Below are 23,510 nucleotides of genomic sequence, written 5' to 3'. Positions count from 1 at the left end.
AGATCGATCGAGATTATTTGGTGGTGTAACCGCCATTGACCAGAATGGTCTGCCCCGTCATCCACCAGCCGTCGGTAACGAGAAAGCGGATATAGGGAACGATGTCCTCGATATCGGTAAGGCCGGTCTTCGAGAAGCCGGAGAGTGCCGCGGCGCTCTTGTGATAGGCCTGTGCATCCGGCTTCTCCTGACCGTAGAAAAACGGTGTGTCCATCGGTCCGGGACCGATCGCCGTCACCGAGACGCCACGTTCGCCGAATTCCTTGGCGGCGGCACGGGTGAAGTGTTCCACTGGCGCCTTGGTGCCGGCATAGCTGGCGTAAAAGGGCGTGAAAGCGCCCAGCAGGGATGTAACGAGGGTGCAGATCTTGCCATTGTCATTGACGTGGCGGCCAGCCTGCTGGAGGAAAAAGAAGGCCGACTTGGCGTTGACGGCGGTCATCTCGTCATATTCGGCTTCCGATGTTTCGAGGATCGGTTTCTTCAGGACCTTACCGACCGTGTTGATGGCGATATCCGGCCGGCCGATGGCGGCGACGGCATCGGCAAACAATTTTTCGACCGCGCCTGCCGTGGTGAGATCGGCCTGGAGGGCAACGGCCTGCGCGCCGGCTGCCTTCACGGCCGCCACGGTTGCGTCGGCATCGGCCTTTGTCGCGGGGCTGTTATAGTGGATGGCGATTGCGCCTGCGCCCTGGCTGGCGAAATCGCGTGCGATCAGCCCGCCGAGGTTTTTCGCGCCGCCGGCGATGATGACTGTTTTACCTTTGATGGAATGGTCGGTCATGGGGTTGGCCTCCTTTGCCGGTGCGCAGCGACGTTTGCCACGCTTTCATGTCACAAGGATATCGTCTAGAATTGCGCGATAAAGGCCGCCATTCTGACATGACTTGTCAGAAAATCCGCACAGTGAAGGGTGTCCATTGGATCGCATCGACCTGTTCCGTATCTTCGCGCGCGTCGTAGACTGCGCGAGTTTCACGCGGGCCGCCGATACGCTTGGCATTCCGCGCTCCTCGGTTTCGGCGGCGGTGCAGGAGCTGGAGGCGCGCGTTGGTGCACGCCTGCTCAACCGCACCACGCGCAAGGTCTCTCCAACCGAGGATGGGTCGGCTTTTTACGAGCGGTGCCAGCGGCTGATCGCCGATGTCGAAGATGCGGAAAACCTGTTCCGGCAAAGCGCGGCGCAACCCTCGGGGCGGCTGCGGATCGATGTGCCGGGCCGGATCGGTCGGTTGGTCATCGCACCCGCTTTGCCGGAATTTCTCGACCTTTACCCGCAGATCGACATCAGTCTCGGCGTGACGGACCGGGCCGTCGATCTGGTGGAGGACAATATCGATTGCGTGCTGCGCGTCGGTGCGCTCAGCGATTCCGGCCTCATCGCAAGGCTGATCGGCAAGCTGCCGCTGATCAATGTCGCAAGCCCCGCCTATCTGGAGCGTCACGGCACGCCGCAGCTTCCCCATGATCTTTCCCGCCACTGGGCCGTCAATTACGCGTCGCCCTCCAGCGGGCGTGTGGAAAACTGGGAGTGGCTCGAAGGCGAGGCGCTGCATTCGGTTTCCATGCGCGGCCGCGTCACCGTCAACAATGCCGAGGCCTACATCGCCTGCTGTCTGGCCGGTCTCGGCTTGATCCAGATACCTGCTTATGATGTCAGGCCGCACCTCGAGAGCGGTGAACTGGTCGAGATCATGTCTGCCCATCGGGCTGAACCGATGCCGATGACGCTGCTTTATGCGCATCGCCGGCATCTGTCGCGGCGATTGCAGGTCTTTGCGGACTGGCTGGAAGCTCTGTTACGGCGGCAGCTTCTCTAGGTGTCGCCACGGCCCGCATCCGCGTCCTCTCCTCGAGAGGTTTGCCACCCTGGAAAGTGGCAACTGACCTCGTCTCAAGATTGACGCATGGCGGCGGGGGCGTCGCCATGCAATGTCGCTTTGGTCAGATGTAATGCAGCTGACGTTCGGCGACGGTGAGGGTGACGTGCTGGCCGGGCGGCGGGTAAAGCGCGTCCTGGGCGCTTGCATGTTCGACCTTGAGCGCCACGCCGGCCGCATCCAGCTGGTAACGGACCGTGGGGCCGACGATGCTGATGTCTTTCACTTCGGCAGTAAAGGCCACGCCAGTTCCGTCCGGCGCGTTGCCGATCGTGAAGGCGTGTGGCGGGATGATGCAGGTCCGCTCGAAGCGGTTGCCGGTGATGCGTGACATGTCTTCGGCGGTGATGATGTTGGCGTCACCGATGAAACCGGCGACGAACAGGTCGGCGGGCCGATAATAAAGCTCCTGCGGTGACGCTGTCTGGGCGATGCGGCCGGCATTCATCACCGATATGCGGTCACCCAGCGACAGGGCCTCGTCCTGATCATGGGTGACGAGAATGCTGGTGAGGCCGCTTTCGCGCTGGATGCGTTTCAACTCATCACGCAGGCGCTTGCGGATCTGGGCATCGAGTGCGGAAAGCGGTTCGTCCAGCAAAAGCAGCTTGGGTTCGAGCACAAGCGCGCGGGCAAGCGCCACGCGCTGTTTCTGGCCGCCGGAGAGTTGATGCGGCCGCCGGTCGGCGCGGTCGCTGAGGGAGACGGTTTCGAGCGCGGCGGAGACCTTGTCGTCGATGATCTTTTTTGCCAGCCGGCGCTGCTCCAGACCGAAGGCGAGGTTCTGCCGCACAGTCATATTGGGAAAAAGCGCATAATGCTGGAACACCATGCCGATGCCGCGATCCTTCGGCGGCAGGGTGTCGATGCGCCGGCCGTCCAGCGTGATCGATCCGGACGAGGGCGAAACGAGGCCGGCGATGGAGCGCAGCAATGTCGTCTTGCCGCAGCCGGACGGCCCCAGCAGCACATGCATCTCACCCCTGTCGATGCCAAGCTCTATGGTGTCGAGAACGGTGGCGTTGCCGTATATGGCGCTGATATTATGGATCGCGAGATGGGTCATGATGCACGCTCCGTTTCCCGGACCATCCGAAAGGCGATCAGGGTAAAGGCAAGGATGAGCAGGAAATAGAGAATCACGATGACGCTGGTGATGCGGCCGCTGAGGCTGCGCTGGGCGAACATGTACATTTGCAGCGTTTCGAAATTGCCGCCGACCAGCATCTTGGCGTAGACGAATTCGCTGAACAGCGTCGCGAAATTCAGCACGATGGCAACCGCAACGGATGGCAGGATGCTGGGCAGGACGACGCGCCGCAAAATGGCAAGATCGCTCGCGCCGATCAGCCGGCCGGCATCCAGAAGCTCGTTGATGTCGAGGTTGCGCAGGCCGTTCTTCACGGCGATGTAAAACATCGAAAAGCAGAGCGGCACATAGGTCAGCACCAGTACCAGCGGTGAGCCGCCGATCTGCAGCGGCGGGGCGGAAAATATCCTGAGATAACCGACCACGAGAATGATGCCGGGTGCGGCATAGGGCAAGATCACGAGCCGTGCGAACCAGCGGTCAAGTGAAGGCCAGTAGATATGGGCGGAAACGACGGCAGGTACGATGATGAGGGTCGCGATCGTCAGGGCGGCTGCGGCAACCAGCGTGGAGCGCAGCAATGCCGCATGGAAACGCGGGTCCGACAGGATGGTGACGAAATTATCCGCGGTCAGCCCGGCCGGCAGCAGGGTTCCGGACCAGTCGGTCGCCACCGCATTCAACATCGTTGCCAGTAGCGGCGATATCATGACGAGCGCCATCAGCCATAGAAACAGGCTTGTGCCTTTGAAGCCATGCTGCGTCATCGGCGCTTTTCTCCCGCCAATATCTGGCTTGCTATGATGGGCACGAGAAGCACGACCAGAAGGCATATGGCGATGGCATTGGCGAGATTGGGATCGGAGAAAATATCGCCCGATACCAGTTCGCTGATGCGGATGGTGACGACATTGATGCTCGTGCCTGTCAGAGCGAAGGTCGTCGCGAAAGTGCCCATGGCATTGGCGAAGAGCAGAATGGCGATCGCCACCAGTTGCCGCGCGATGGTGGGAAGGCCGACCCTGAGCCAGAACCGCAGCTTGCCGACGCCGATCAGCGCTGCCGCCTCTTCGATATCCTGCCCGACGGCGGCGAGCGCCGGCGTGATCAGTAGCGTGGCCAGCGCCACCTGAAAATAACAATAGGCGATGATGAGCCCGGTAAAAGAATAGACGTTGAAATCGTCTATCAACCCCAGTTCCTTCAGCAAAAGCGTGAACATGCCGTTCAGCCCGAAGAGGAAGATGAGCGCCATGGCCAGCGGCACACCGGAGAAGTTTGCGCCGATATTGGCGAAGGCCATGACGGTGCGGCGGGCACCGCCCGATCTTGCCCGCAGCGCCACTGCCACCAGAAAGCCGAACAGGAGACCTGTCCCCGTGCTGATGAGCGAAATGATCGTGGTTGTTGCAAAGGACTGGAGGTAAAAGGCATCGGTGAGAATGGTGCGGTAATTGGCAAGCGACAGCACACCGCCGGCAAAAAAACTGTCTTTGACGACGCTCACCAGCGGCCAGATGACGAGAATGGCGATCACGCCCAGAAATGGCGCCGCCAGCAGCCGCATTTTGCGGTTCTGCACGCTCATGCGGACAACAGCCCTTGCGGTACGGGCAGGCCATGATCGGGAATGGCGAGAAGCGTGCAGAGCAGTCCGGCAATATCCGTCTGCGCAAGCTTCGCATCAGCAGCCGGCGTAAAGGCCTCGCCGAAGGTATAAAACGGCACCAGCGCCTCGGTCTCATGCGGCCCGCCGTGATTGCCGTCATCGCTCATGCCGTGATCGCTGGTGACGATGATGCTGCAACCCGCTGCCGCCCAAGCCGGCAGATAACGCGCCAGGAGATCGCCGGCGTTGCGGGCGGCATTGCGATATTCCCGCGAGCTGCCGCCGTGCCTGTGGCCTTCATTGTCGATATTCATCGGGTGGATCAGCAGGAAATCCGGGCTGTGGCGGCGCAGCAGAACATCCGCATCGGCAAAGACATGGTCATCCGGATAATGATCGGCCCAATAAAACGAGCCGTGATGGATGCCGCCGTTGAAATTTTCGATATGGCGGAACTCCGGGGAGAAGGGCGCCTGATTGTAAAGTTCGAAATACCAGTGATAGGCGGAGGCAGCGGTGGTGCGGCCGGCAGCAGTTGCCAGCGAGAAGACATTGGGAAAACGGGAACGGCGAACAACGCCGTTGCTGGTGACACCATGAACCACCGGCGGCAGTCCGGTCATCAACGTTTCGTAAAGCGGCCGCGAAATCGACGGTAATTCGCTGCGCACGGTGTGGATGCCGGCCTTTCCGACCGTTACCAGCCCTTCCATATATCCGAGGCAATCCCTTGCCGTCGCATATCTAAGGCCATCCAGCAGGATGAAGATCGTCTTGTGCATCGCTTTTGTCTCGTCTGGTTGTGGTTCGGTTTGCACCGAGCACTTTTTAGCATGTTCCGCGGGCTTGGTGCCCGCGGAACAGTCGTTCGGTTTTTTGGCCGGTTGCCCGATTACATCTTCGGGGCGACGCTGGCGCGCCAGAGATTGACCAGCTTGCCGGCGGCCTGGGTCCAGACGGCGGCATTGATCGGGCGGGCCTTGGCATATTGTTCCGAAGGCAGCAGGCGTTCCTTCGCCTCGGCCGGCAGGGTGATGCGGTCGACACGGATCGGACGGGCGTAACCATTGGCCAGGTTGATCTGGCCGGCATCGCTGAGGATATATTCGCGCGCCAGCTTGGCGGCATTGGGCTGCTTGGCGAATTTGTTGATGATGGTGGCGTAACCGCTGGTCACCGAACCGTCGGAAGGAATGACGACCTTGAACTTCTCGCGGCCAACCACATCGCGGTAGTTGAGGGCATTGAAGTCCCACATCGGTGCGACCTGGATTTCGCCCTTTTCCATCGTGGCTGGGTTTGCGCCATTGGCCAGCAGGCGGCCTTTTTCCGCCAGCTTGGCGAAGAGGTCGACGCCCGGCTGGAGGTTTTCCTCACCGCCGCCCATGGCGATGGCGGCGGCCAGTACGGCGGCATTGTCCTGCGCACCGGAGCCGACATTGCCGAGCGAGACCTTGTAGTCGCCCTTCAGCAGATCGGCCCAGGAAGCGGGCGGGTTCTTGACATCGGCGGAGATCAGGAAGGCGATAGTGCCGGTGTATCCGATGACCCAATGGCCGTCCTTGTCCTTGGCCCAATCGGGTATCTGGCCCCAGGTCGTGGTCTTGTAGGGCTGGGTGACGCCGCGGGCGACAGCAATCGGGCCGAATTCGAGACCGACATCGCCGATGTCAGCCGTCGCATTGGCGCCTTCATTGGCGAATTTGGCGATTTCCTCGCCGCTGCTCATGTCCGTATCGGCATGTTTCAGGCCGTATTTTTCGGTCAGCTGGTTCCAGGTGTCCTTCCAGTTCGCCCAGCCGTCCGGCATGCCGACGCTGTAGATGGCGCCTTCTTTGCGGGCGGCCGCTTCAAGGGCAGGAACGTCCTGCGCCTGGGCGATGAGGGGAAGGGAAAAAACGGTGAGAAGGGAAAGGGAGAGGATGGAATTTTTCATGGCGCTTGCTCCTTGGTCTAGACCAGTTGCACGCTCATTATCGGTTCGCTATGACAGGCCAATGACGTTTTCGGCGCGGACATAAATGCGCCCATTATTTTTTCGGCTGCGCAACGAAGGGCGACGATGTTGGGCAAAAGGACGATGAGTGACCGGGATATCGACGCCGGCCGGCGCGGCGGGCTGGAGCAGCAATTGCGTGAGGCCATTGCTGCAGGCGAGGTGGTGAAGGATGGCCGGCTTCTCTCCGAGAGACAATTGATCGAAAGATACACCACCACGCGCATCACCCTGCGCGAGGCGCTTTTCCATCTTGAGATTGACGGGCTGATCTTTCGCGAAAGCCGGCGCGGCTGGTTCGTTTCCGGACCGCGCCTGATCTACAGCCCGCTGCACCGCTCCCACTTCCATCGCATGGCCGCCGAACAGGGGCGCTCCGCCGGAACCCTTCTGGTGGAGGCGGAGGCCGCAGCGCTGCCCGAGGAGCTTGCGCCCCTCATGCGCTGTGCGCCGGGAACGCCGTTCTGGCGCATCCGCAGAAAGCGCAGCATCGACGGCCGGCTGGTGCTTTTCGTCGAGCATTATCTTTCGATGGAGATTTTCCCCGATATCGTGCAGCACGACCTCACCCGGTCACTCACGACGATCTATCAGGACAGTTATGCCATCACCTATGGTCCGGCCTATTTCGAAATCAATCCGGTCGCGTTGCGGGGATATCCGGCTCATCATCTCGGTTGCAGCGAGGGGGCTTACGGTCTGAAAATCACGCGTGTCAATCAGGACCAGCATGGCCGCATCATCGATTGTGATCTCGAATATTGGCGCCATGACGCCATATCGGTGCGGGTCGAAACCGGCCAGCCGGAGCAGCTTTCGGCATGAGGATTTGGCCGATTTTCAGGATTGCGGCAGGAGCACGCCGACGGCGAATTCCTCATCTGTCGCTATGTGGCCGACCTGAGTCTTGCGATATTCACTGGGGCTGAAACCGCGCTCGGCCCGCAAGGTGCGCGAAAGATGTGGGGCATCGCAAAACCCGGTGGCAAGCGCGATCTGGGTGATTGTGTCTCCCGTTTTGCGAAGCAGGGACAAGGCGCGGTCCAGCCGCAGTTCTAGATAGACCTTTGATGGCGTCGCCTTCAGGTCACCAAGAAAACGCCGTTCGAGGCTGCGGCGACCAAGGCCAAGATCGCGGGCAAGTTCCAGCACGGTTCTCGGCACTTCAATATTCTGCTGCATGCGCAGGATCGCCTTTTTGACCAGCGGGTCGGTGGCCCTGCGCGCGCTCTGCTGGCCTGGTTGCGGTTTTTCACCGCTCAGCGCGCTGTCGATCATCATGATGTTGAGGCTCTTTATGGCGGCGGAGTGGCCAACATGGCGCTCCACGAGGAAGGCCGCCAGATGTGCGGCACCATGGCCGCCCGAACAGGTCAGCCGGTCGCGGTCGATGACGAAGATCTGGTCGGAGACCATCTGCACCGTGTCGAAACGGTCGAGAAAATCCTGATGGTGGAACCAGCTGACGCAGCAGCGATAACCATCGAGCAGACCCGCCTCATGCAGGATGAAAACACCGGTGCACAGCCCCACGATCGGAACGCCTGCCGCCGCCCGGTCTTTCAGGAACCGCAGCGCTTCCTGCGGCAGCGCGCTGTGATCGCTGATCAATCCGCCGACAACGACGATATAGTCGTATTGTGCGGCGTCGATCAGCCGCGTGTCGGGCTGCACCTTGACGCCGCAACTCGATTGCACGTTGGCAAGGCTCGCGGACAGCACCGACCATTCGCAGAGAATTGGCCTTGAGCGATCGGCCTCATCGGCGGCAAGGCGCAACACGTCGACGAAATTCGCAAAGGCCGACAGCGTGAACCGGTCGGCAAGCAGGAAGGCGACGCTGAGGCGTTTTTTGGCGCGATGAGAGGTCATGGCGCAAATATTCACGCAAAGAGACGTGATTGTCCAGCCGGGGCGCGGCAAATGCTCATAGCTTTTGCGACACGAGATTTTCCAACCATTGGGCCCGCTCATGACGCGTTTTAATGCTTTCAATCTTTTGAAGAACGCCGTGACCGGCCATAAAAACTGGGACGAGCAATGGCCCGACAGCCAGCCGAAGGCTGAATACGACGTGATCATCGTCGGGGCCGGCGGGCACGGTCTGGGTGCTGCCTATTATCTTGCCAGCCAGCACGGCATCACCAATGTCGCTGTCATCGACAAGGGCTGGCTCGGCGGCGGCAATACCGGCCGCAACACCACGATCATCCGCTCCAACTACCTTTATGATGAAAGCGCCCGTCTCTACGACCATTCCGTCGACCTGTGGGAGAACCTCAGCCAGGAACTGAACTACAACGTCATGTATTCAAGGCGCGGCGTGCTGATGCTCGCCCATAACGTCCACGACGTGCAGAGCTTCAAGCGCCATATCCATTCCAACCGTCTGAACGGTGTCGACAATCGCTGGCTCACGACTGAGGAGTGCAAGGAATATTGTCCACCGCTCAGCATTTCCCCCAATGCGCGTTATCCGGTCATGGGCGGTGCGCTGCAGGAACGAGCCGGCACGGCGCGCCATGATGCCGTCGCCTGGGGTTACGCGCGCGGCGCTGCGGCCCGCGGCGTCGATATCATCCAGAACTGCCCGGTCACCGCCATTCGCCGCAATCCCGATGGCTCGGTTGCCGGTGTCGAGACGGCGAGGGGTTTCATCAAGGCGAAAAAGGTCGCGGTTTCGGCCGCCGGTCATACATCCGTCGTCATGGATACGGCCGGCGTTCGCCTGCCGCTCGAAAGCTATCCGTTGCAGGCGCTGGTATCGGAGCCGATCAAGCCGATCTTCCCCTGCGTCGTCATGTCGAACGCGGTCCATGCCTATATCAGCCAGTCGGACAAGGGTGAGCTGGTGATCGGTTCTGGTACGGACCAGTACACCTCTTATTCGCAGCGCGGCGGCCTGCCGCTGATCGAGCATACGATTGCGGCGATCGTCGAGATTTTCCCGATTTTCAACCGCATGCGGATGCTGCGCAAATGGGGCGGCATCGTTGATGTCACGCCCGATCGCTCGGCCATTCTCGGCAAGACGCCGGTTGACGGGCTTTACGTCAATTGCGGTTGGGGAACGGGCGGTTTCAAGGCCACTCCGGGGGCGGCCCACACCTTCGCCTGGACCATCGCCAAAAACGAACCGCACCCGATCAACGCGCCGTTCACGCTGGAACGTTTCCGCTCCGGCCGCCTGATCGACGAGGCCGCTGCCGCCGCCGTGGCGCACTGAGGATACAACGATGCTTTTGATCTGCTGCCCCTATTGCAATGAAACGCTGCCCGAGGCCGAATTCACCTATGCCGGACAGGCCCATGTTGTCCGCGCCGCCAATCCCTCGTCGCAGACGGATGAGCAATGGGAGGAATTCCTGTTCATCCGTGAAAACGTCAAAGGCCCGCATTTCGAACGCTGGCGGCACCTGCATGGCTGCGGCCGGTTCTTCAACGCCGTGCGCGACACGGTGAGCGACCGGTTCCTCACGACCTACGCCGCCGGCGAACCGCGCCCTCATCTTGCTTCCCTGACGGATGCACCAGTCTCTTCCGAGGTGTCGAAATGAATTCCTATCGCGTTTCCGGCCGCGGCCGGGTGGATGCCAGCCGGTCGGTCAGCTTCACTTTCGATGGCAAGACCTATCGCGGCGTCAAGGGTGACACGGTCGCCTCGGCACTTTTGGCCAACGGCGTACATCTCATGGGCCGCTCGTTCAAATACCACCGCCCGCGCGGCCCGGTTGCGGCGGGTTCCGAGGAGCCGAATGCGCTGATCGGCACCCGTCGCGGCATCGGCCGCTTCGAGCCGAATACCCGCGCCACGGTGCAGGAAATCTGGAACGGGCTGCAAACCAATTCGCAGAACAAATATCCGAGCCTGAAATTCGATATCGGCGCGGTCAACGATATGGCCTATATGCTGTTTTCGGCCGGCTTCTATTACAAGACCTTCATGTGGCCGAAGAGCTTCTGGAACAAGGTTTATGAGCCTTTCATCCGCGCGGCGGCCGGTCTTGGCGTATCCCCGACGGAAGAAGACCCCGATACCTATGCCTCGCGCAACCTGCATTGCGACGTGCTGATCGTCGGCGCTGGCCCTGCGGGTCTTGGCGCTGCGCGGGCGGCGGCGGTGGATGGCCTTAAGGTCGTGCTGGTCGATGAAAATGCCGAGGCCGGTGGTACGCTTCTGTCCGAACCGCAGGCGAAGATCGACGGCCAGCCGGCATGGAACTGGCTGACGGAAGAGCTTGAGGCGTTGAAGGCGCGCGGTGTCAGGATCATGACCCGCACGACGGCGATTGCCTATTACCACCAGAACATGATCGGCCTCTGCGAAAAGCTGACCGACCACCTCGAAGCCCTGCCGAAGGACATGCCGCGCGAACGTCTGTGGCGTGTCCGGGCGCGCCACGTGGTGCTGGCCCAGGGCGCGTTGGAAAAGCCGCTGGTCTTCAACGGCAACGACCGTCCGGGCGTGATGCTGGCGGGTTCCGCCCAGACCTATCTCAACCGTTACGGCGTCAAGGTCGGCAACAGCCCTGTGGTGGTGACGAGCCATGACAGCGCCTGGTATGCGGCCTTTGATCTTCAAGCTGCGGGTGCCCGCGTTCAGGCCATCATCGATACCCGCGCCACGGTGCGCGAGGAACTGGTCAACGAAGCCCGCGCGCTCGGCATTGCCGTGCGGTTGTCGCACACGGTGACGGCGACCTCCGGCCGGCTGCGCGTCAAGTCGGTCCGCGTCAACCCGGTGAATGGCACCACCGTCGGCGCGGGACAGGAAATCGCCTGCGACGCGGTGCTGATGTCTGGTGGCTGGACGCCGTCGCTGCATCTGTTTTCCCACACCCAGGGCAAGCTTGCCTGGGATGACGGGCTGACCACCTTCCTGCCGGCCATGACCAACGAGGATTGCGCCATTGCCGGTGCCGGACGCGGGCTTTGGGGCATCGAGGTCGCGCTGAAAGATGGCGCGGAGCAGGGCCGCGAGATCGCCGCAGCGCTCGGCAAGACGGGCGAACCTCACGACTATATGGTGGAGCACGACCGTATCGGCAGCGGCGTCTCGCACACCGAACTGCCGAGCGACCGTGATGCCGGCAAGGCCAAGGCCTTCGTCGATTACCAGAACGATGTGACCGCCAAGGATCTGCGGCTGGCCGTGCGCGAGGGCATGCGCTCCATCGAGCACGTCAAGCGCTACACCACCAACGGCATGGCCACCGATCAGGGCAAGATGTCCAACATCAACGGTTTGAATATCGCAGCAGAAGCGCTGGGAAAACGCCAGCCGCAGGTGGGGCTGACCACCTTCCGCCCGCCCTATACGCCGACGACCTTCGGGGCCTTTGCGGGCTATCATCGCGGCACGCATTTCGAAGTGACGCGCAAGACACAGATCGACGGCTGGGCGGAAATGCATGGCGCTGTCTACGAGCCGGTCGGCCAATGGCGTCGCGCATGGTATTTCCCGAAAGCCGGCGAAGACATGGATGCAGCGGTCGGCCGTGAATGCCGGGCGGTGCGGGAAAGCCTCGGCATTTTCGACGCCTCGACGCTTGGCAAGATCGAGGTTGTCGGGCCGGATGCGGTCGAGTTCATGAACCGCATGTACACCAATCCGTGGTCGAAGCTCGCCCCCGGCCGCTGCCGATACGGCCTGCTGCTGGGCGATGACGGCTTTATCCGCGACGACGGCGTCATCGGCCGCATGGGCGAGGACCGCTTCCACGTCACCACCACGACAGGCGGCGCGGCACGGGTGCTGAACATGATGGAGGATTACCTCCAGACCGAATGGCCCGATCTCAACGTCTGGCTGACGTCGACCACCGAACAATGGTCCACCATCGCGCTGAACGGCCCGAATGCGGCAAAGCTGCTGGCTCCGCTCGTTGAAGGCGTCGAACTGACGGAAGAGGCTTTCCCGCATATGTCTTGCGCGGAATGCACCGTGGCGGGAATACCGGCGCGGCTGTTCCGGGTGTCCTTCACCGGCGAGATCGGCTTCGAGGTCAACGTGCCGGCCCCTCTCGGCCGCAAGCTTTGGGAAACATTGTGGGAAGCCGGCCAGCAATTCGGCATCACCGCTTATGGCACGGAAACCATGCATGTGCTGCGCGCCGAAAAGGGTTACATCATCGTCGGTCAGGATACCGACGGCACGGTGACGCCCTATGACGCCGCGATGGGCTGGGCCGTGGGCAAGGCGAAGCCGGATTTCGTCGGCAAGCGCGGCCTTGCCCGCCCCGATCTTGTCGCCAAGGATCGCCGTCACCTCGTCGGCCTCTTGACCGAAGACCGGTCGAAGCTGGAAGAGGGCGCGCAGATCGTCTTCGATCCGAAACAGCCAATCCCGATGAAGATGGTGGGGCATGTCACCTCATCGTACCATTCGGATGCGGCCGGCCGGCCGATTGCGCTGGCTCTGGTCGAGGGTGGCCACGAGCGGATGGGCGAGACCGTCTACATTCCGATGCTGGACCGCACGATTGCCGCGACAATAACCGGGATGGTGTTTGTCGATCCCGAAAACACCCGCCTGAAAATCTGACCCGGAGATGACAATGAACATGCGCGTTTCCTCCCCCATTTCCGGCACGCTGGCCGAGAGCAAAGCGGCGCGGGTCAGCATCCTGCCAGCGCAGGGGCGGCTGTCGCTGCGGGCGCGCGGCGATCTGACCCCGCTTGGTGCAGCGCTTGGCCTGACCTTGCCGGACCGCATCGGCGCTCGCGTCGCAGCCGGCGAAAAACAGGCCGTGCGCCTCGGCCCCGATGAATGGACGATCCTTGCTCCCGAGGCTGAAATCGACGGGCTGAAGGCGGCATGCGCTGGCGTTTACGCAAGCCAGCCGCACAGCCTCGTGGATATTTGCGGGCGGGAAGTCACGCTGCTGATCGAGGGACGCCAAGCCGCTGAACTGCTGACACTCGGCTGCGCCCGCGATATCGACACCGTTCCGGTGGGCGAAGCGCGCCGCACGATCTTCGACGGCGTGACCGTGGTGCTGTGGCGCGATGGGGAAGACCGTTTCCGCATGGATATCTGGGACAGTTTCGTACCGCATCTTGGCCATTTGCTTGAAACCGGTTGCAGGGAACTTGCCGCCGAAATCGCCTGAACTCGCCACGGTTTCAAAACTGTCCGAGTGCTGATCCATCAAGGGGGAGCAGGATTTTGACCATCTATGTCATGAAAGTCTCGTGCCCGGCACGCAGCGGCATCGTTGCCGCCGTCTCCGGATATCTCGCGCGATCCGGTTGCAACATCAATGACAGTTCGCAATTCACCGATCAGGAGACCGGCCGTTTTTTCATGCGGCTGAGCTTCGTTTCGGAACAGGGGCTGGGGCGTGACGCTCTCTTTGACGGCTTCGCTCCTGTCGCTGCCGATTTCGACATGGATTACGATTTCCATGATCTCTCTCGCAAAACCAAGGTGGTGATCATGGTGTCACGCTTTGGCCATTGCCTCAACGATCTGCTGTATCGCTCCCGGATCGGTGCCCTGCCAGTGAAGATCGTTGCGGTAGTCTCCAATCATCTCGATTACCAGAAGCAGGTGGTGAACGAGGATATTCCTTTCCACCATATCCGCGTCACGCCGCAGACGAAGCCGGAAGCCGAGGCGGAAATCTTGCAGGTCGTGCATGATGCGGGGGCGGAACTCGTGGTTCTGGCACGCTACATGCAGGTTCTGTCGGACCGGCTTTGCCAGGAAATGTCGGGCCGCATCATCAACATCCATCATTCGTTCCTGCCGTCGTTCAAGGGCGCCAACCCCTACAAGCAGGCTTATGAACGCGGTGTGCGGCTGATCGGCGCGACTGCCCATTACGTTACCGCCGATCTCGATGAGGGGCCGATCATCGAGCAGGATACGATCCGCGTGACCCATGCCCAAAGCGGCATGGATTACGTCTCGCTTGGCCGCGACGTGGAAAGCCAGGTACTGGCCCGCGCCATCCACGCCCATATTCATCACCGGGTCTTCCTGAACGGCAACCGAACCGTGGTGTTTCCCGCTTCGCCGGGGGAATATGTGTCCGAACGCATGGGATAAGTGCACCGGAACGCGGGAGCGGGCGCTTTACTCTTCGGGCGGCGGCTCCATTTCGCCGCCCTGCTGCTCCTCCGGGCGCTTCGCGGACCGCGCAGCGGGATAGGCGCCTGTCATGCTGGCGAACTGAATGTCGTTTTCAGCAAAGGCATCCTTCAACATCGAATAGGCCTTGCGTCGCACCACTGAGGATTGTCCGCCAGCGCGCAGCATCATGCCGAAGCCGAGCGTCATGCCATATTCGCCGAAGTGCTCGACGCCTTTCAGCTTGACGGTCTCGATGAGGAACGGCCCAAACTCCGGATCTTCTTGCAGGGCCTTGCCAATTTCCTTGGTGATGGCCTTGACCTTGGCGATATCGGTATCGAAGGCGACAGTGACCATGAACTTGTCGATCGACCAGTCACGGCTCATGTTTTCGACTGCGCCGAGCGATCCGAATGGCACGGTGAAGATCGGGCCGCGATGGTGGCGCAGCTTGACCGAGCGGATGCTGAAGGATTCCACCGTGCCGCGGTAGGAACCGCTCTGAATATATTCGCCGACACGGAAAGCGTCGTCGATCATGTAAAACACGCCGCTGATGATGTCCTTGACCAGCGTCTGCGAGCCGAAACCGATGGCGATGCCGAAAATGCCGGCGCTCGCCAGCAGCGGCCCGATATTGACGCCGAGTTCCGAAAGCGCCGTCATGACGGCGACGGCGGCGATGATGATGCCGAGCATGTTGCGCAGGATCGGCAGGATGGTCAAAAGCCGATCATCCTGTGGCTGGCCGCCGGAGTGGCCGCTCACGGGGTCACCAACGGGAGCGCTCAGCTCCAGCCGCCGGGCGATCATCGATTTGATGGCGATCCATATGAGATCGGCAAGCAGCAGGATGAGTGCCCCGTGCAGGATGCCGACGACGATCGACGTGAGCAAAGCGCCGTCCGGCAGAGAATCCGGATGGGCGCGCACGAGAAAGATCAGCCACACTATGGCGGTTCCGACGATGGCGAGACGCACGCCGCGCTCGGCCAGAACCGGGCGGAGATCGCTCTCGCCGTAGCCGCCAATATCGATTGCCAGTTTTCTCGTCGCAATGCCGAGCGTCGAGGCGAGGCCGGGCAGGACCAGCGCATAAAGCCCGATCCAGAACAGGACGCCTGCACCGGCGAGCCGCAGCCCGAAGAGGATGATAAGGCCAAAGATCAGCGCCACATCGATTGCCCGTGTCCGCTCAGATCCCGGATCGCCGCCGGGTCGGCGCCAGATCCAGAGGCTGGCGAGCAGAAACAGGATGCCGATCATACCGGTGGACAGCAGCCCGAGCGTATCGCGCGGGAGATCGAGATTTTCGAGCGTCCTGAGCACGGCCCAGAAAAGCCCGGCAAGCGTTGCAAGCCACGTCCAGCGGACGATCCAGAAATCGCGCCGGGTGCTGGTTTCGCGACCGACGACCTGCCGCAACAGGCCGGAAACTGCAAAAAGCATCGGCAGGAGAATGCTCATCACGAGCCAGGGCAGCAGAACGGCGCTTAACAGACGTGGCCACTGGATGGTTAGAAACATGGCGGTCGCGACAAGGCCGTAACCGAAGAGCGGCAGGAGGCTTCGCGACATGACAGCCGAGGCATATTTGCCGATTTCCCCGCTGTTTGTGCGGGATGCGTGCATGACGATGATGCGGTTCGTGACAATACCGCCTGCAAGGCCTGCGCCGAACAGGACCAGCACATGCAGCAAGAAAATGAAGGGACCGTAGGCACGGATCGCATCGCCAAGCCTTTCCCACGCGGAAGCGATTTGCGAGAACATGACGGGCAGGTCACCCATGATGCGGGCAAAATGCTCCCGGCGCTTGCTTGCCCATTGGTCGAGATCGCTCAACTGACTTTGTGATGCCATCTGCGGCGGCGGCCCCGCGCCAGTTGTCGCGAGTTTCTGTGCGAGCAGGGCACGAACGTCGTCCTGCCCGAGCAGTTGCAGCAACTGGTCGACCTTCTGCTCCGTCGTCTGTGTGGGGAAAGGCGCTTTTACCGGCGGCGGCTCCTGCGCGGAAAGGCCGGTTGTTCCAAGCAAGAAAAGTGCGATGACGGTCGCTGCAATCCATCTGAAAGGAGAGGGAAGGGGTTTCATTCGGCTCTCCCGCACCAGCCGGGAAGATGTCGTGCATCGCGTGAGCGCGCCAGTTCCACTGCTCCTGCCATGGTCTCATCGAAGGAATGCCGCAGGTCTTTGCTGCTCACCCGGCGGCGGAAAAAATCCGCCCAGAGAAATTCGGTAAAGGGCGCTTCGATCTTGGCGAAACCGCCCGCATCGCGAACTGCGCCGGCCAGCGAGCGGAACGGATCGTCTTGAAGGTCAATGATCCGCTTTGGCAGTTCGTCGACAGGGCGGCGCGCACCTTCGGCATCGAAAGGATAAACCAGGTTGCGATGATCCATCACCGACCAGAATTCCTGCCTGCCCAGATGAGAAAGATCGGCAACGATGCTGGTCAGCACATGTTTCACGCCCTCGTAGTGTAACGCAAGAGCAAGGTGATGATGGTCGACCAGATAGAGGCGCTGTTTATAGCCAATGACGACAGGCACCATGTGATGGCCGAGAAAGTCCGGCCCTTTTTCCTCGCGTATCGCGGCCCATTGTTTGCGCTTGTTTTCCACCTCGCGAAGGCCGACCGTCATTTGTGTCGGTCTGAGCGCGGTGATTTCAACAGGGCTGAGGTGCGGTTCAAGAGGTTGTGGCATGGCTGTTCTCCCGGCCCATGGCCGTCGTTACGGCATCATCGACGCTGAAACTGCTGCGCGCCACCAGATCGTTCCCGCCGCCGGCGAGCAGCAGATCCCGTACATGGTCGTGCACGCGGGCATAATAGATCGCGGTGCCGCCGCGCTGCATCGCTGCATCGAATTCCAGCAGCGCATCGAGCGCGGTGGAATCCAGTTCGAAGCTTTCCTCAAGACTGATGATCGCGACATGCAGTTCCGGCCTTGCGGCGAGGCGTTTGGTGACGGCGGCAAGGATCGGTTCGGCATTACCGAAAAACAGCGGCTGCGCCGGGCGCAGGATAATCATGCCCGCTATGTCCTTCGCATCCGGATGGCGTTCCATGTCGACGAAATCGTGGCTGTCGCCCAGCCTTCCGAGATGCATCACATGCGGCAGCGAAAGCCGACGGACGAAAACGGCGAAGGACAGCGCGACGGCAACGAGCATGCCGTTCAGAACGCCGAATGCCAGCACGCCGGCGGCGGCTGCAAGCGCCAGATAGGCATCGTTGCCAAGCCGCCACAAACGGATGATCGGCGTCGGATCAAGCGCGTGCAGCAGGGCGACTGCGATGATGGCGGCGAGCACGGCCTGGGGGATGAAGGCAAACCAGCCGGAAGCGAGCAGGCTGAAAATCGCAAGGCCGATTGCGGCGATGGCCGAGGCGAGCCGGCTCTGCGGCCCGACCGCTTCGCTTGCCGCACCGGCGGAAAAACCGGCGCCGACCGGCATGCCCTGCACAGCGGCGCTGGCGATGTTGGCAAGCCCAAAGGCCCGCAATTCGCGATTGGAATCGACGGTCTCGCCATGGCGCAGCGAAAAGCTGCGGATCGTACCCCAGGATTCCGCAAAGAGAATGAGGACCAGCGGCGGCGCAAAGCGGGCGACATGCGCGACGTCATCGAGCGACACTGAAAGCGGGCCAGCCCATATTCCGGCAAGATCGATGGTGCCGACAATGGCAACGCCGCGGTTATGCAGATCAAGCAGCATCGAGACGGCAATGCCTGCCACGATCACCACAAGGCTGCCGGGAAGGATCGGGCGTTTACGCAGGAGGAGCAGTACGGCAAGCGCCGTGAGGCCGACGACGATGCTTTCGAGGCTCCAGTCTCGCGGATGGGAGAGTATCTGCAACAGGATCGCCAGCGGTTCTCCCGTTTGCTCCTTGATTCCAAAGAGGCTCGGCAATTGCTTGATCGTGATCAGAATGGCGAGGCCGAAAGCGAAACCGCGCAGCACCGGGCGCGAAATCACACTCGACAGCGCGCCGAGCCGCGTGGCCGCTGCTACAAGAAACAGGATGCCCACCAATGCGACCGAAATAGCGACAAGCAGCATCTTCTGCGCCGGTGTGACGGAAAGCGTGGCGAGCATCGCCGCCAATATTGCGGCGGAGGAAGATGTGGGCGAAACGACCGCAAACCGGCTCTGGCCGAAAATGGCATAAACGATGCAGCCCACAATGGCTGCGAGAATGGCGTGCTGGGCCGGAACACCGGCAATTCCTGAATAGGCGATCGCTTCCGGCAGCATCAGGCCGGCGATCGACAATCCAGCAATCACATCACGCCGGTCGAATGTCACGGACATGGGGTTGCAACCGTTTCGACGCCGATGGAGGCGATAAAACTTTCACCCGGTATGATCACGATTCTCCACCCTGTATCCGTAATGAAATGAAGGTTTCACCCATTGCGGATACAAGTCAAAGTTTAAATTGCACGCCTGAAATATTTCGGTCTTTCCGGGTTTGGCCATCACCGCGTATCGTTCGGCGGATGATGTGGGCGTACCCGTTTCAGGTGGGCAACTGTCCCCCCGGAACGGCGGTGTCAGCCGCCATATTGGTCGTCCGTCACCTTCTCCATCCAGTCCACCACCTTGCCGTCCTTGACTTCCTGAAGCGCGATATGGGTCATCGCGACATTCGGTGCGGCGCCATGCCAGTGCCTTTCTCCGGGTGCGAACCACACGATGTCTCCGGGGCGGATTTCTTCCACCGGGCCACCCTCGCGCTGCACGCGGCCAAAGCCGGAGACGACGATCAGTGTCTGGCCGAGTGGATGGGTGTGCCAGGCTGTGCGGGCGCCGGGCTCAAAGGTGACCTGTGCACCCTGAACCCGCTCTGCATCGAAGGGATTGAACAGCGGATCAATGCGGACCGTGCCGGTGAACCAGTCCTCGGGTCCCTTGGCGGATGCCCGGGTTCCTGCGCGCAATATTTCCATGGTCATTCTCCTGATTGGAATCGTGTGGTGATTTGAGGCGGGAATTTCCCTGTTGTCCACAGGGGCGTTCAATCGAGCGGAGAGGCTGCAGACATTTTTTGAAGCCGCCGGCTTCGATCATTTTGATGGGTTATCGCACTCTTTTGCGCGTATTTTGCGACACTGTCAGCATTGATTTTGCCTTCCTTCCAGACGCTGCGAGAAAAATCGCGCTCGGGATTGACTCAATTATGAAAACGGTTACATTTGCTCATGTAAACGGTTTCATTAGTTAAAAACCGTGCTTGGAGGAGCAAATTTCATGTTTAGACATTTGATGGCTGCCGCCGCTTTGGTGCTGGCGGCCGGCACGTCGGCGTACGCCCAGGAGCAGAGCTTCAAGATCGGCCTTTCCAACTCGTTCGTCGGCAGCGAATGGCGCACGCAGATGATCGAGGAAGCCCAGGCTGCCGCAAAGGCGTGGGGCGAAAAGGGCGTCAAGGTAGAGGTTGTCGTTCAGAGCGGTAATGTCGATGTGCAGGGGCAGATCGGTCATATCCGCAATTTCATGAACCAGGGCGTTGATGCGATCCTCATCAATCCCGGCAGCCCGACGGCTTTCGATCCGATCTTCGCGCAGGCCAAGGCGCGCAACATTCTCGTCATCGCAACCGACGCCGAAGTGTCCTCGAAGGACGCGCTCTATGTCGGCATCGACCAGAAGGCATGGGCGGCGCAGTCCGCGCAATGGCTTGCGGATGCGCTGAAGGGCAAGGGAAGCGTCGTCGCCATCAACGGCATCGCTGGCAACCCCGCCAACGAAGCCCGCGTTGCCGGTTATCGCGAAGTGTTCAAGAAATACCCTGACATCAAGGTGCTGAACGAAGCCAATGCCAGCTGGGATCAGGCGCAGGGCCAGCAGGCCATGCAGAACCTGCTCGCTACCTATCCCGATATCAGCGGCGTGTGGGTGCAGGACGGCATGGCCGATGGCGCATGGCGCGCAATCGAAGCTGCCGGCAAGACCAAGGACATTGCCGCCACCGGTGAAATCCGCAAGGACTTCATGACCCGCTGGGAAAAAGAAAAGTTCAATTCCGGCGCGTCGGTCAATCCTCCCGGCGTCATGGCAAGCGCGCTCAACGTCGCTGTGCTGAAGCTGCAGGGCAAGGAATTCAAGGACGGTATTTTTGGCGGCACCTATGGTAACGCCATCTATATTCCGATCCCCTTCGTCAGCAACGACAACCTTGCCGACAATATCAAGGCCGCCGATGGCAAGCCTGGCTACTGGTCCGTCACGGCAACCGTAACGCCGGAGCAGGCTGGCGAGTTCTTCAAGTAAGAACGGCTTCGGGCTGGCGGCAATTGCCAGCCCGAATCTTCCAATTCGAGTGCGGACTTCAGGTGCAGGACCATGTGTTCTTTTCCGTGTCCGCCCACGACAAGAACAATGACAGTTACAATTCGGGGACATGCGATGGCGAACGCTTTGGAAGCGGCCGGCATAACGAAGAATTTTGGCGCCGTGCGCGCGCTTTCTGACGGCAGGCTGACGGTTGGTCGCGGCGAAATTCACGCGCTGCTGGGCGCCAATGGTTGCGGCAAGAGCACGCTCTGCAAGATCGTTGCGGGCGCGGTCTCGCCAACCAGCGGCACGATCAGCTTCAACGGCGCGGAAGTGCGCTTCAAAAGCCCGCGTGACGCCGAAAATGCCGGTATCGCCCTGTTTTATCAGGAACTGAGCCTCATTCCGCAACTTTCCGTCGCCGACAATATTTTTCTCGGGCGCGAACCGAAGCGCGGCGTTTTTGTCGACGGCAAAGCCCTGAAAGCCGAAGCGGCCAGGCTGATCGCGCTGTTCGACGGGGTTGCAGGCAATGGGCTGGAGCCGGATGCCATCGTCGGCAACCTGCCGCCGGATCAGCGCCAGCTTGTCGAAATCCTCAAGGTTTTTGCCCAGAATGCCAGCCTGATGATCATGGACGAGGCGACAGCGGCGCTTGATGGCCGCCAGTCGCAGCGCTTTTTCGAGATATTGAGGGCCAAGAAGGCGGACGGTATCTCCACCATCATGATTTCCCACCGTCTCGACGAAGTTTTCGCCGTCTGCGATCGCATCACCGTGATGCGCAACGGCGCGACGATTTCCGAACTTGAAACGGCAGCCACCACCCGCGAAGCCGTCGTGCACGATATGGTCGGCGATGTCCGCGCCGCACCCGCCCGCCAGCAGGGACGCGCTGCTGCAGCGCCCAGCCTGAAGGTGACGGAAGTTGCGGGCGAGGGCATTCGCGGCGTCAGTCTGGAAGCCTATCCGGGTGAAATTATCGGTCTCGCCGGCCTGCAGGGACAGGGGCAGTCGGCCTTGCTGAAGGGCCTTTTCGGCGCCAGCCCCTTTGCCGCCGGCCAAGTCCGGTTCGAGGGCCGTGTAATCACCATCGGCAAGCCTTCGCAGGCGGTTCACAACGGTTTTGCCTATGTCTCGGGTGATCGTGGGCGCGACGCCTCCCTTCAGGGAAGGTCGATCTTCGAAAATCTCGTGGCGGCGCTGATGGTGCGCGAAAAGATGCGGCTGATCCGGCCAGCGGCGCTGAAACCGCGTATGCAAAAGGTCGCGGATGATATGAAAACGAAGTTTGCCGGCATGGACATGGCCATCGGCACGCTTTCGGGCGGCAACCAGCAGAAGATCTTCATCTCCCGCTGGCTTGCCACATCGCCGAAACTGCTTTTGCTCGATGACCCGACCAAGGGCATCGATCTTGGCGCAAAGGCCGACCTGTTTGCGCTGATGCGACAGCAGGCCGATGCCGGCGCGACCATTCTTCTCTATTCTTCGGAAGATGCGGAGCTCCTCGAATATGCCGACCGCATTCTCGTGTTCAACGGCGGACAAATTTCCGCCGAACTGACCGGAGCCGACATGACATCCGTCAACATGACCCGCGCCGCCTACGGAGACGCCGCATGAGTTCCTCCGGTTTTCTGCGCAAGCAACCCTGGATCATAACCCTCTTCGTTCTCACGGTTCTCATTGCTGTGAACACGTTTCTGCAGCCGTCCTTCGTGCAGCCTTCCGTGCTGCAGTCGAACCTGACGACGTTTCTGCCCCTGATCCTCGTCGCCATCGGCCAGACCTATGTCATTCTGGCGGGTGATATCGATCTGTCGGTCGGCAGCATCGTGGCGCTTGCCAATGTCGTCACCGTCAGCGTCATCGCCGCGCTTGGCGGCACGACGGGTGCCGTCTTCGCCGGCATGGCGGCAGGGGCTGCGGTCGGGCTGCTTTGTGGTCTGGTCAATGGCCTGTTCATATCGGGCTTACGCTTCCAGCCGATCGTCACCACCTTCGCGACGGGCATCATCTTCGCCGGACTGGCGATCTGGGTCCTGCCGCAGGCTGGCCTTCCGGTGCCGGAAGCCTATTGGCAGACCTATTCCGGCAGCTTCATCGGCCTGCCCTTCGTGTTGTGGGTGCTGCTGGCCGGCATCGCCTTCACGCTGATCGTGTCGCGCATTCCGTTTCACGCCCATTTGTTGGCGGTTGGCGGCAATCGAACCGGCGCCTTCCAGACGGGCCTGCGCCTTTCGGGCATCCGCATCGGCGCATACATGATCTCTGGACTGTTTTCGGCGCTGGCGGCGCTGTGCCTGACGGGCGAGACGGCCTCGGGCGATCCATTGCTCGGTGCGAGCTTGGCGTTGTCCTCCATTTCGGCCGTAGTTTTGGGCGGCACCGCGCTTTCCGGTGGCTTCGGCAGCTCGACAGGGTCGATTGCGGGAGCACTGGTGCTTGGCATGATCGGTAATGTGATTTTCTTTGCGGGCCTGCCCTTCGAGTACCAGACACTGGTGCAGGGCTTGATCGTGCTGACGGCGCTTGCCGGCGGCGTTCTGGTGACGAGGCGTTGA

21 protein-coding genes are annotated in these 23,510 nt (G+C 61.1%); 10 read left to right on the top strand and 11 right to left on the bottom strand.

Annotated elements, in window-relative coordinates; all coding sequences use genetic code 11:
* Window positions 1–13: 13 nt before the first annotated feature.
* The gene (locus JZX89_RS13260; protein WP_149900790.1) at window positions 14–787 is read right to left on the bottom strand and encodes an SDR family oxidoreductase; all 774 of its coding nucleotides are present in this window, start codon (window positions 785–787) and stop codon (window positions 14–16) included.
* A gap of 136 nt (window positions 788–923) precedes the next feature.
* Between JZX89_RS13260 and JZX89_RS13255 the strand changes: the two genes are divergently transcribed.
* The gene (locus JZX89_RS13255) at window positions 924–1,823 is read left to right on the top strand and encodes a LysR family transcriptional regulator (RefSeq protein WP_207134309.1); all 900 of its coding nucleotides are present in this window, start codon (window positions 924–926) and stop codon (window positions 1,821–1,823) included.
* A gap of 124 nt (window positions 1,824–1,947) precedes the next feature.
* Here the strand turns inward: JZX89_RS13255 and JZX89_RS13250 are convergent, their stop codons facing one another.
* The 5 genes from JZX89_RS13250 to JZX89_RS13230 all read right to left on the bottom strand — a co-directional run bounded on the left by JZX89_RS13250 (window position 1,948) and on the right by JZX89_RS13230 (window position 6,518).
* The gene (locus JZX89_RS13250; protein ID WP_153515898.1) at window positions 1,948–2,949 is read right to left on the bottom strand and encodes an ABC transporter ATP-binding protein; all 1,002 of its coding nucleotides are present in this window, start codon (window positions 2,947–2,949) and stop codon (window positions 1,948–1,950) included.
* Window positions 2,946–3,740, bottom strand: a complete 795-nt coding sequence (locus JZX89_RS13245; protein WP_207134308.1) for an ABC transporter permease — start codon at window positions 3,738–3,740, stop codon at window positions 2,946–2,948. The genes JZX89_RS13250 and JZX89_RS13245 overlap by 4 nt, the downstream gene beginning before the upstream one ends.
* The gene (locus tag JZX89_RS13240; protein WP_207134307.1) at window positions 3,737–4,561 is read right to left on the bottom strand and encodes an ABC transporter permease; all 825 of its coding nucleotides are present in this window, start codon (window positions 4,559–4,561) and stop codon (window positions 3,737–3,739) included. Before JZX89_RS13240 ends, JZX89_RS13245 begins: the two co-directional genes overlap by 4 nt.
* Window positions 4,558–5,364, bottom strand: coding sequence for an alkaline phosphatase family protein (locus JZX89_RS13235; protein WP_207134306.1), 807 nt, complete (start codon window positions 5,362–5,364; stop codon window positions 4,558–4,560). Before JZX89_RS13235 ends, JZX89_RS13240 begins: the two co-directional genes overlap by 4 nt.
* A gap of 110 nt (window positions 5,365–5,474) precedes the next feature.
* Entirely contained in the window at window positions 5,475–6,518 is a 1,044-nt protein-coding gene (locus tag JZX89_RS13230; protein ID WP_207134305.1) for an ABC transporter substrate-binding protein, read from the bottom strand.
* Between the two features lie 144 nt (window positions 6,519–6,662).
* Here JZX89_RS13230 and JZX89_RS13225 point away from each other — a divergent pair, with 144 nt between their 5' ends.
* Window positions 6,663–7,403: a UTRA domain-containing protein gene (locus JZX89_RS13225; RefSeq protein WP_153515993.1), complete on the top strand. Its 741-nt coding sequence runs from the start codon at window positions 6,663–6,665 to the stop codon at window positions 7,401–7,403.
* A gap of 15 nt (window positions 7,404–7,418) precedes the next feature.
* Here the strand turns inward: JZX89_RS13225 and JZX89_RS13220 are convergent, their stop codons facing one another.
* Window positions 7,419–8,450, bottom strand: coding sequence for a GlxA family transcriptional regulator (locus JZX89_RS13220; RefSeq protein WP_153515894.1), 1,032 nt, complete (start codon window positions 8,448–8,450; stop codon window positions 7,419–7,421).
* A gap of 100 nt (window positions 8,451–8,550) precedes the next feature.
* On the opposite strand from JZX89_RS13220, the gene JZX89_RS13215 reads away from it, so the two are divergent.
* Genes JZX89_RS13215 through purU form a run of 5 tightly spaced genes read left to right on the top strand, consistent with a single transcriptional unit; the run spans window position 8,551 to window position 14,631 of the window.
* Window positions 8,551–9,804 (top strand): sarcosine oxidase subunit beta family protein, encoded by a 1,254-nt coding sequence (locus JZX89_RS13215; protein WP_149900798.1) that lies wholly within the window; start codon window positions 8,551–8,553, stop codon window positions 9,802–9,804.
* A gap of 10 nt (window positions 9,805–9,814) precedes the next feature.
* Window positions 9,815–10,135 (top strand): sarcosine oxidase subunit delta, encoded by a 321-nt coding sequence (locus tag JZX89_RS13210; RefSeq protein ID WP_207134304.1) that lies wholly within the window; start codon window positions 9,815–9,817, stop codon window positions 10,133–10,135.
* Window positions 10,132–13,122: a sarcosine oxidase subunit alpha gene (locus JZX89_RS13205; RefSeq protein ID WP_207134303.1), complete on the top strand. Its 2,991-nt coding sequence runs from the start codon at window positions 10,132–10,134 to the stop codon at window positions 13,120–13,122. The genes JZX89_RS13210 and JZX89_RS13205 overlap by 4 nt, the downstream gene beginning before the upstream one ends.
* A 13-nt stretch (window positions 13,123–13,135) precedes the next feature.
* Window positions 13,136–13,690 carry a sarcosine oxidase subunit gamma family protein gene (gene soxG / locus JZX89_RS13200; protein ID WP_207134302.1) on the top strand — a complete coding sequence of 185 codons (555 nt, stop codon included), beginning with the start codon at window positions 13,136–13,138 and terminating at the stop codon, window positions 13,688–13,690.
* Window positions 13,691–13,746: 56 nt separating this feature from the next.
* Complete coding sequence (gene purU, locus JZX89_RS13195; protein WP_207134301.1) at window positions 13,747–14,631, top strand: formyltetrahydrofolate deformylase; 885 nt, start codon at window positions 13,747–13,749, stop codon at window positions 14,629–14,631.
* Window positions 14,632–14,658: 27 nt separating this feature from the next.
* Here purU and JZX89_RS13190 read toward each other — a convergent pair whose 3' ends face one another.
* From JZX89_RS13190 to JZX89_RS13175, 4 genes are all read right to left on the bottom strand, one after another.
* Window positions 14,659–16,749 carry a mechanosensitive ion channel domain-containing protein gene (locus JZX89_RS13190; protein WP_207134300.1) on the bottom strand — a complete coding sequence of 697 codons (2,091 nt, stop codon included), beginning with the start codon at window positions 16,747–16,749 and terminating at the stop codon, window positions 14,659–14,661.
* Entirely contained in the window at window positions 16,746–17,363 is a 618-nt protein-coding gene (locus tag JZX89_RS13185) for a ParB-like protein (protein ID WP_207134299.1), read from the bottom strand. The genes JZX89_RS13190 and JZX89_RS13185 overlap by 4 nt, the downstream gene beginning before the upstream one ends.
* Entirely contained in the window at window positions 17,347–18,978 is a 1,632-nt protein-coding gene (locus JZX89_RS13180; RefSeq protein WP_207134298.1) for a SulP family inorganic anion transporter, read from the bottom strand. The genes JZX89_RS13185 and JZX89_RS13180 overlap by 17 nt, the downstream gene beginning before the upstream one ends.
* 242 nt (window positions 18,979–19,220) lie before the next feature.
* Window positions 19,221–19,616: a (R)-mandelonitrile lyase gene (locus JZX89_RS13175; RefSeq protein WP_052819220.1), complete on the bottom strand. Its 396-nt coding sequence runs from the start codon at window positions 19,614–19,616 to the stop codon at window positions 19,221–19,223.
* A gap of 301 nt (window positions 19,617–19,917) precedes the next feature.
* Between JZX89_RS13175 and JZX89_RS13170 the strand changes: the two genes are divergently transcribed.
* The 3 genes from JZX89_RS13170 to JZX89_RS13160 all read left to right on the top strand — a co-directional run bounded on the left by JZX89_RS13170 (window position 19,918) and on the right by JZX89_RS13160 (window position 23,510).
* Window positions 19,918–20,940, top strand: coding sequence for a substrate-binding domain-containing protein (locus JZX89_RS13170; RefSeq protein WP_149900807.1), 1,023 nt, complete (start codon window positions 19,918–19,920; stop codon window positions 20,938–20,940).
* 135 nt (window positions 20,941–21,075) lie between these two features.
* Window positions 21,076–22,569 (top strand): sugar ABC transporter ATP-binding protein, encoded by a 1,494-nt coding sequence (locus JZX89_RS13165; protein ID WP_207134297.1) that lies wholly within the window; start codon window positions 21,076–21,078, stop codon window positions 22,567–22,569.
* Window positions 22,566–23,510 carry an ABC transporter permease gene (locus JZX89_RS13160; protein WP_153515885.1) on the top strand — a complete coding sequence of 315 codons (945 nt, stop codon included), beginning with the start codon at window positions 22,566–22,568 and terminating at the stop codon, window positions 23,508–23,510. The genes JZX89_RS13165 and JZX89_RS13160 overlap by 4 nt, the downstream gene beginning before the upstream one ends.

It is taken from the genome of Agrobacterium burrii, from assembly GCF_017313405.1.
In the GTDB taxonomy this organism is placed as follows: Bacteria; Pseudomonadota; Alphaproteobacteria; order Rhizobiales; family Rhizobiaceae; genus Agrobacterium; species Agrobacterium burrii.
Note: the sequence above shows the minus strand (reverse complement) of the source record. Positions and strands in the feature narration are given on the sequence as shown.

Excerpts from the sequence above, each read along its gene's own strand:
- JZX89_RS13230 (WP_207134305.1), bottom strand. The coding sequence starts at position 6,518 with ATGAAAAATTCCATCCTCTCCCTTTCCCTTCTCACCGTTTTTTCCCTT.
- JZX89_RS13190 (WP_207134300.1), bottom strand. The coding sequence starts at position 16,749 with ATGAAACCCCTTCCCTCTCCTTTCAGATGGATTGCAGCGACCGTCATC.
- JZX89_RS13165 (WP_207134297.1), top strand. The coding sequence starts at position 21,076 with ATGGCGAACGCTTTGGAAGCGGCCGGCATAACGAAGAATTTTGGCGCC.
- JZX89_RS13240 (WP_207134307.1), bottom strand. The coding sequence starts at position 4,561 with ATGAGCGTGCAGAACCGCAAAATGCGGCTGCTGGCGGCGCCATTTCTG.
- JZX89_RS13245 (WP_207134308.1), bottom strand. The coding sequence starts at position 3,740 with ATGACGCAGCATGGCTTCAAAGGCACAAGCCTGTTTCTATGGCTGATG.
- JZX89_RS13180 (WP_207134298.1), bottom strand. The coding sequence starts at position 18,978 with ATGTCCGTGACATTCGACCGGCGTGATGTGATTGCTGGATTGTCGATC.
- JZX89_RS13160 (WP_153515885.1), top strand. The coding sequence starts at position 22,566 with ATGAGTTCCTCCGGTTTTCTGCGCAAGCAACCCTGGATCATAACCCTC.
- JZX89_RS13170 (WP_149900807.1), top strand. The coding sequence starts at position 19,918 with ATGTTTAGACATTTGATGGCTGCCGCCGCTTTGGTGCTGGCGGCCGGC.
- JZX89_RS13250 (WP_153515898.1), bottom strand. The coding sequence starts at position 2,949 with ATGACCCATCTCGCGATCCATAATATCAGCGCCATATACGGCAACGCC.
- JZX89_RS13210 (WP_207134304.1), top strand. The coding sequence starts at position 9,815 with ATGCTTTTGATCTGCTGCCCCTATTGCAATGAAACGCTGCCCGAGGCC.
- JZX89_RS13235 (WP_207134306.1), bottom strand. The coding sequence starts at position 5,364 with ATGCACAAGACGATCTTCATCCTGCTGGATGGCCTTAGATATGCGACG.
- JZX89_RS13215 (WP_149900798.1), top strand. The coding sequence starts at position 8,551 with ATGACGCGTTTTAATGCTTTCAATCTTTTGAAGAACGCCGTGACCGGC.
- JZX89_RS13205 (WP_207134303.1), top strand. The coding sequence starts at position 10,132 with ATGAATTCCTATCGCGTTTCCGGCCGCGGCCGGGTGGATGCCAGCCGG.
- JZX89_RS13185 (WP_207134299.1), bottom strand. The coding sequence starts at position 17,363 with ATGCCACAACCTCTTGAACCGCACCTCAGCCCTGTTGAAATCACCGCG.
- soxG (WP_207134302.1), top strand. The coding sequence starts at position 13,136 with ATGAACATGCGCGTTTCCTCCCCCATTTCCGGCACGCTGGCCGAGAGC.
- JZX89_RS13175 (WP_052819220.1), bottom strand. The coding sequence starts at position 19,616 with ATGGAAATATTGCGCGCAGGAACCCGGGCATCCGCCAAGGGACCCGAG.
- JZX89_RS13220 (WP_153515894.1), bottom strand. The coding sequence starts at position 8,450 with ATGACCTCTCATCGCGCCAAAAAACGCCTCAGCGTCGCCTTCCTGCTT.
- JZX89_RS13260 (WP_149900790.1), bottom strand. The coding sequence starts at position 787 with ATGACCGACCATTCCATCAAAGGTAAAACAGTCATCATCGCCGGCGGC.
- JZX89_RS13225 (WP_153515993.1), top strand. The coding sequence starts at position 6,663 with ATGAGTGACCGGGATATCGACGCCGGCCGGCGCGGCGGGCTGGAGCAG.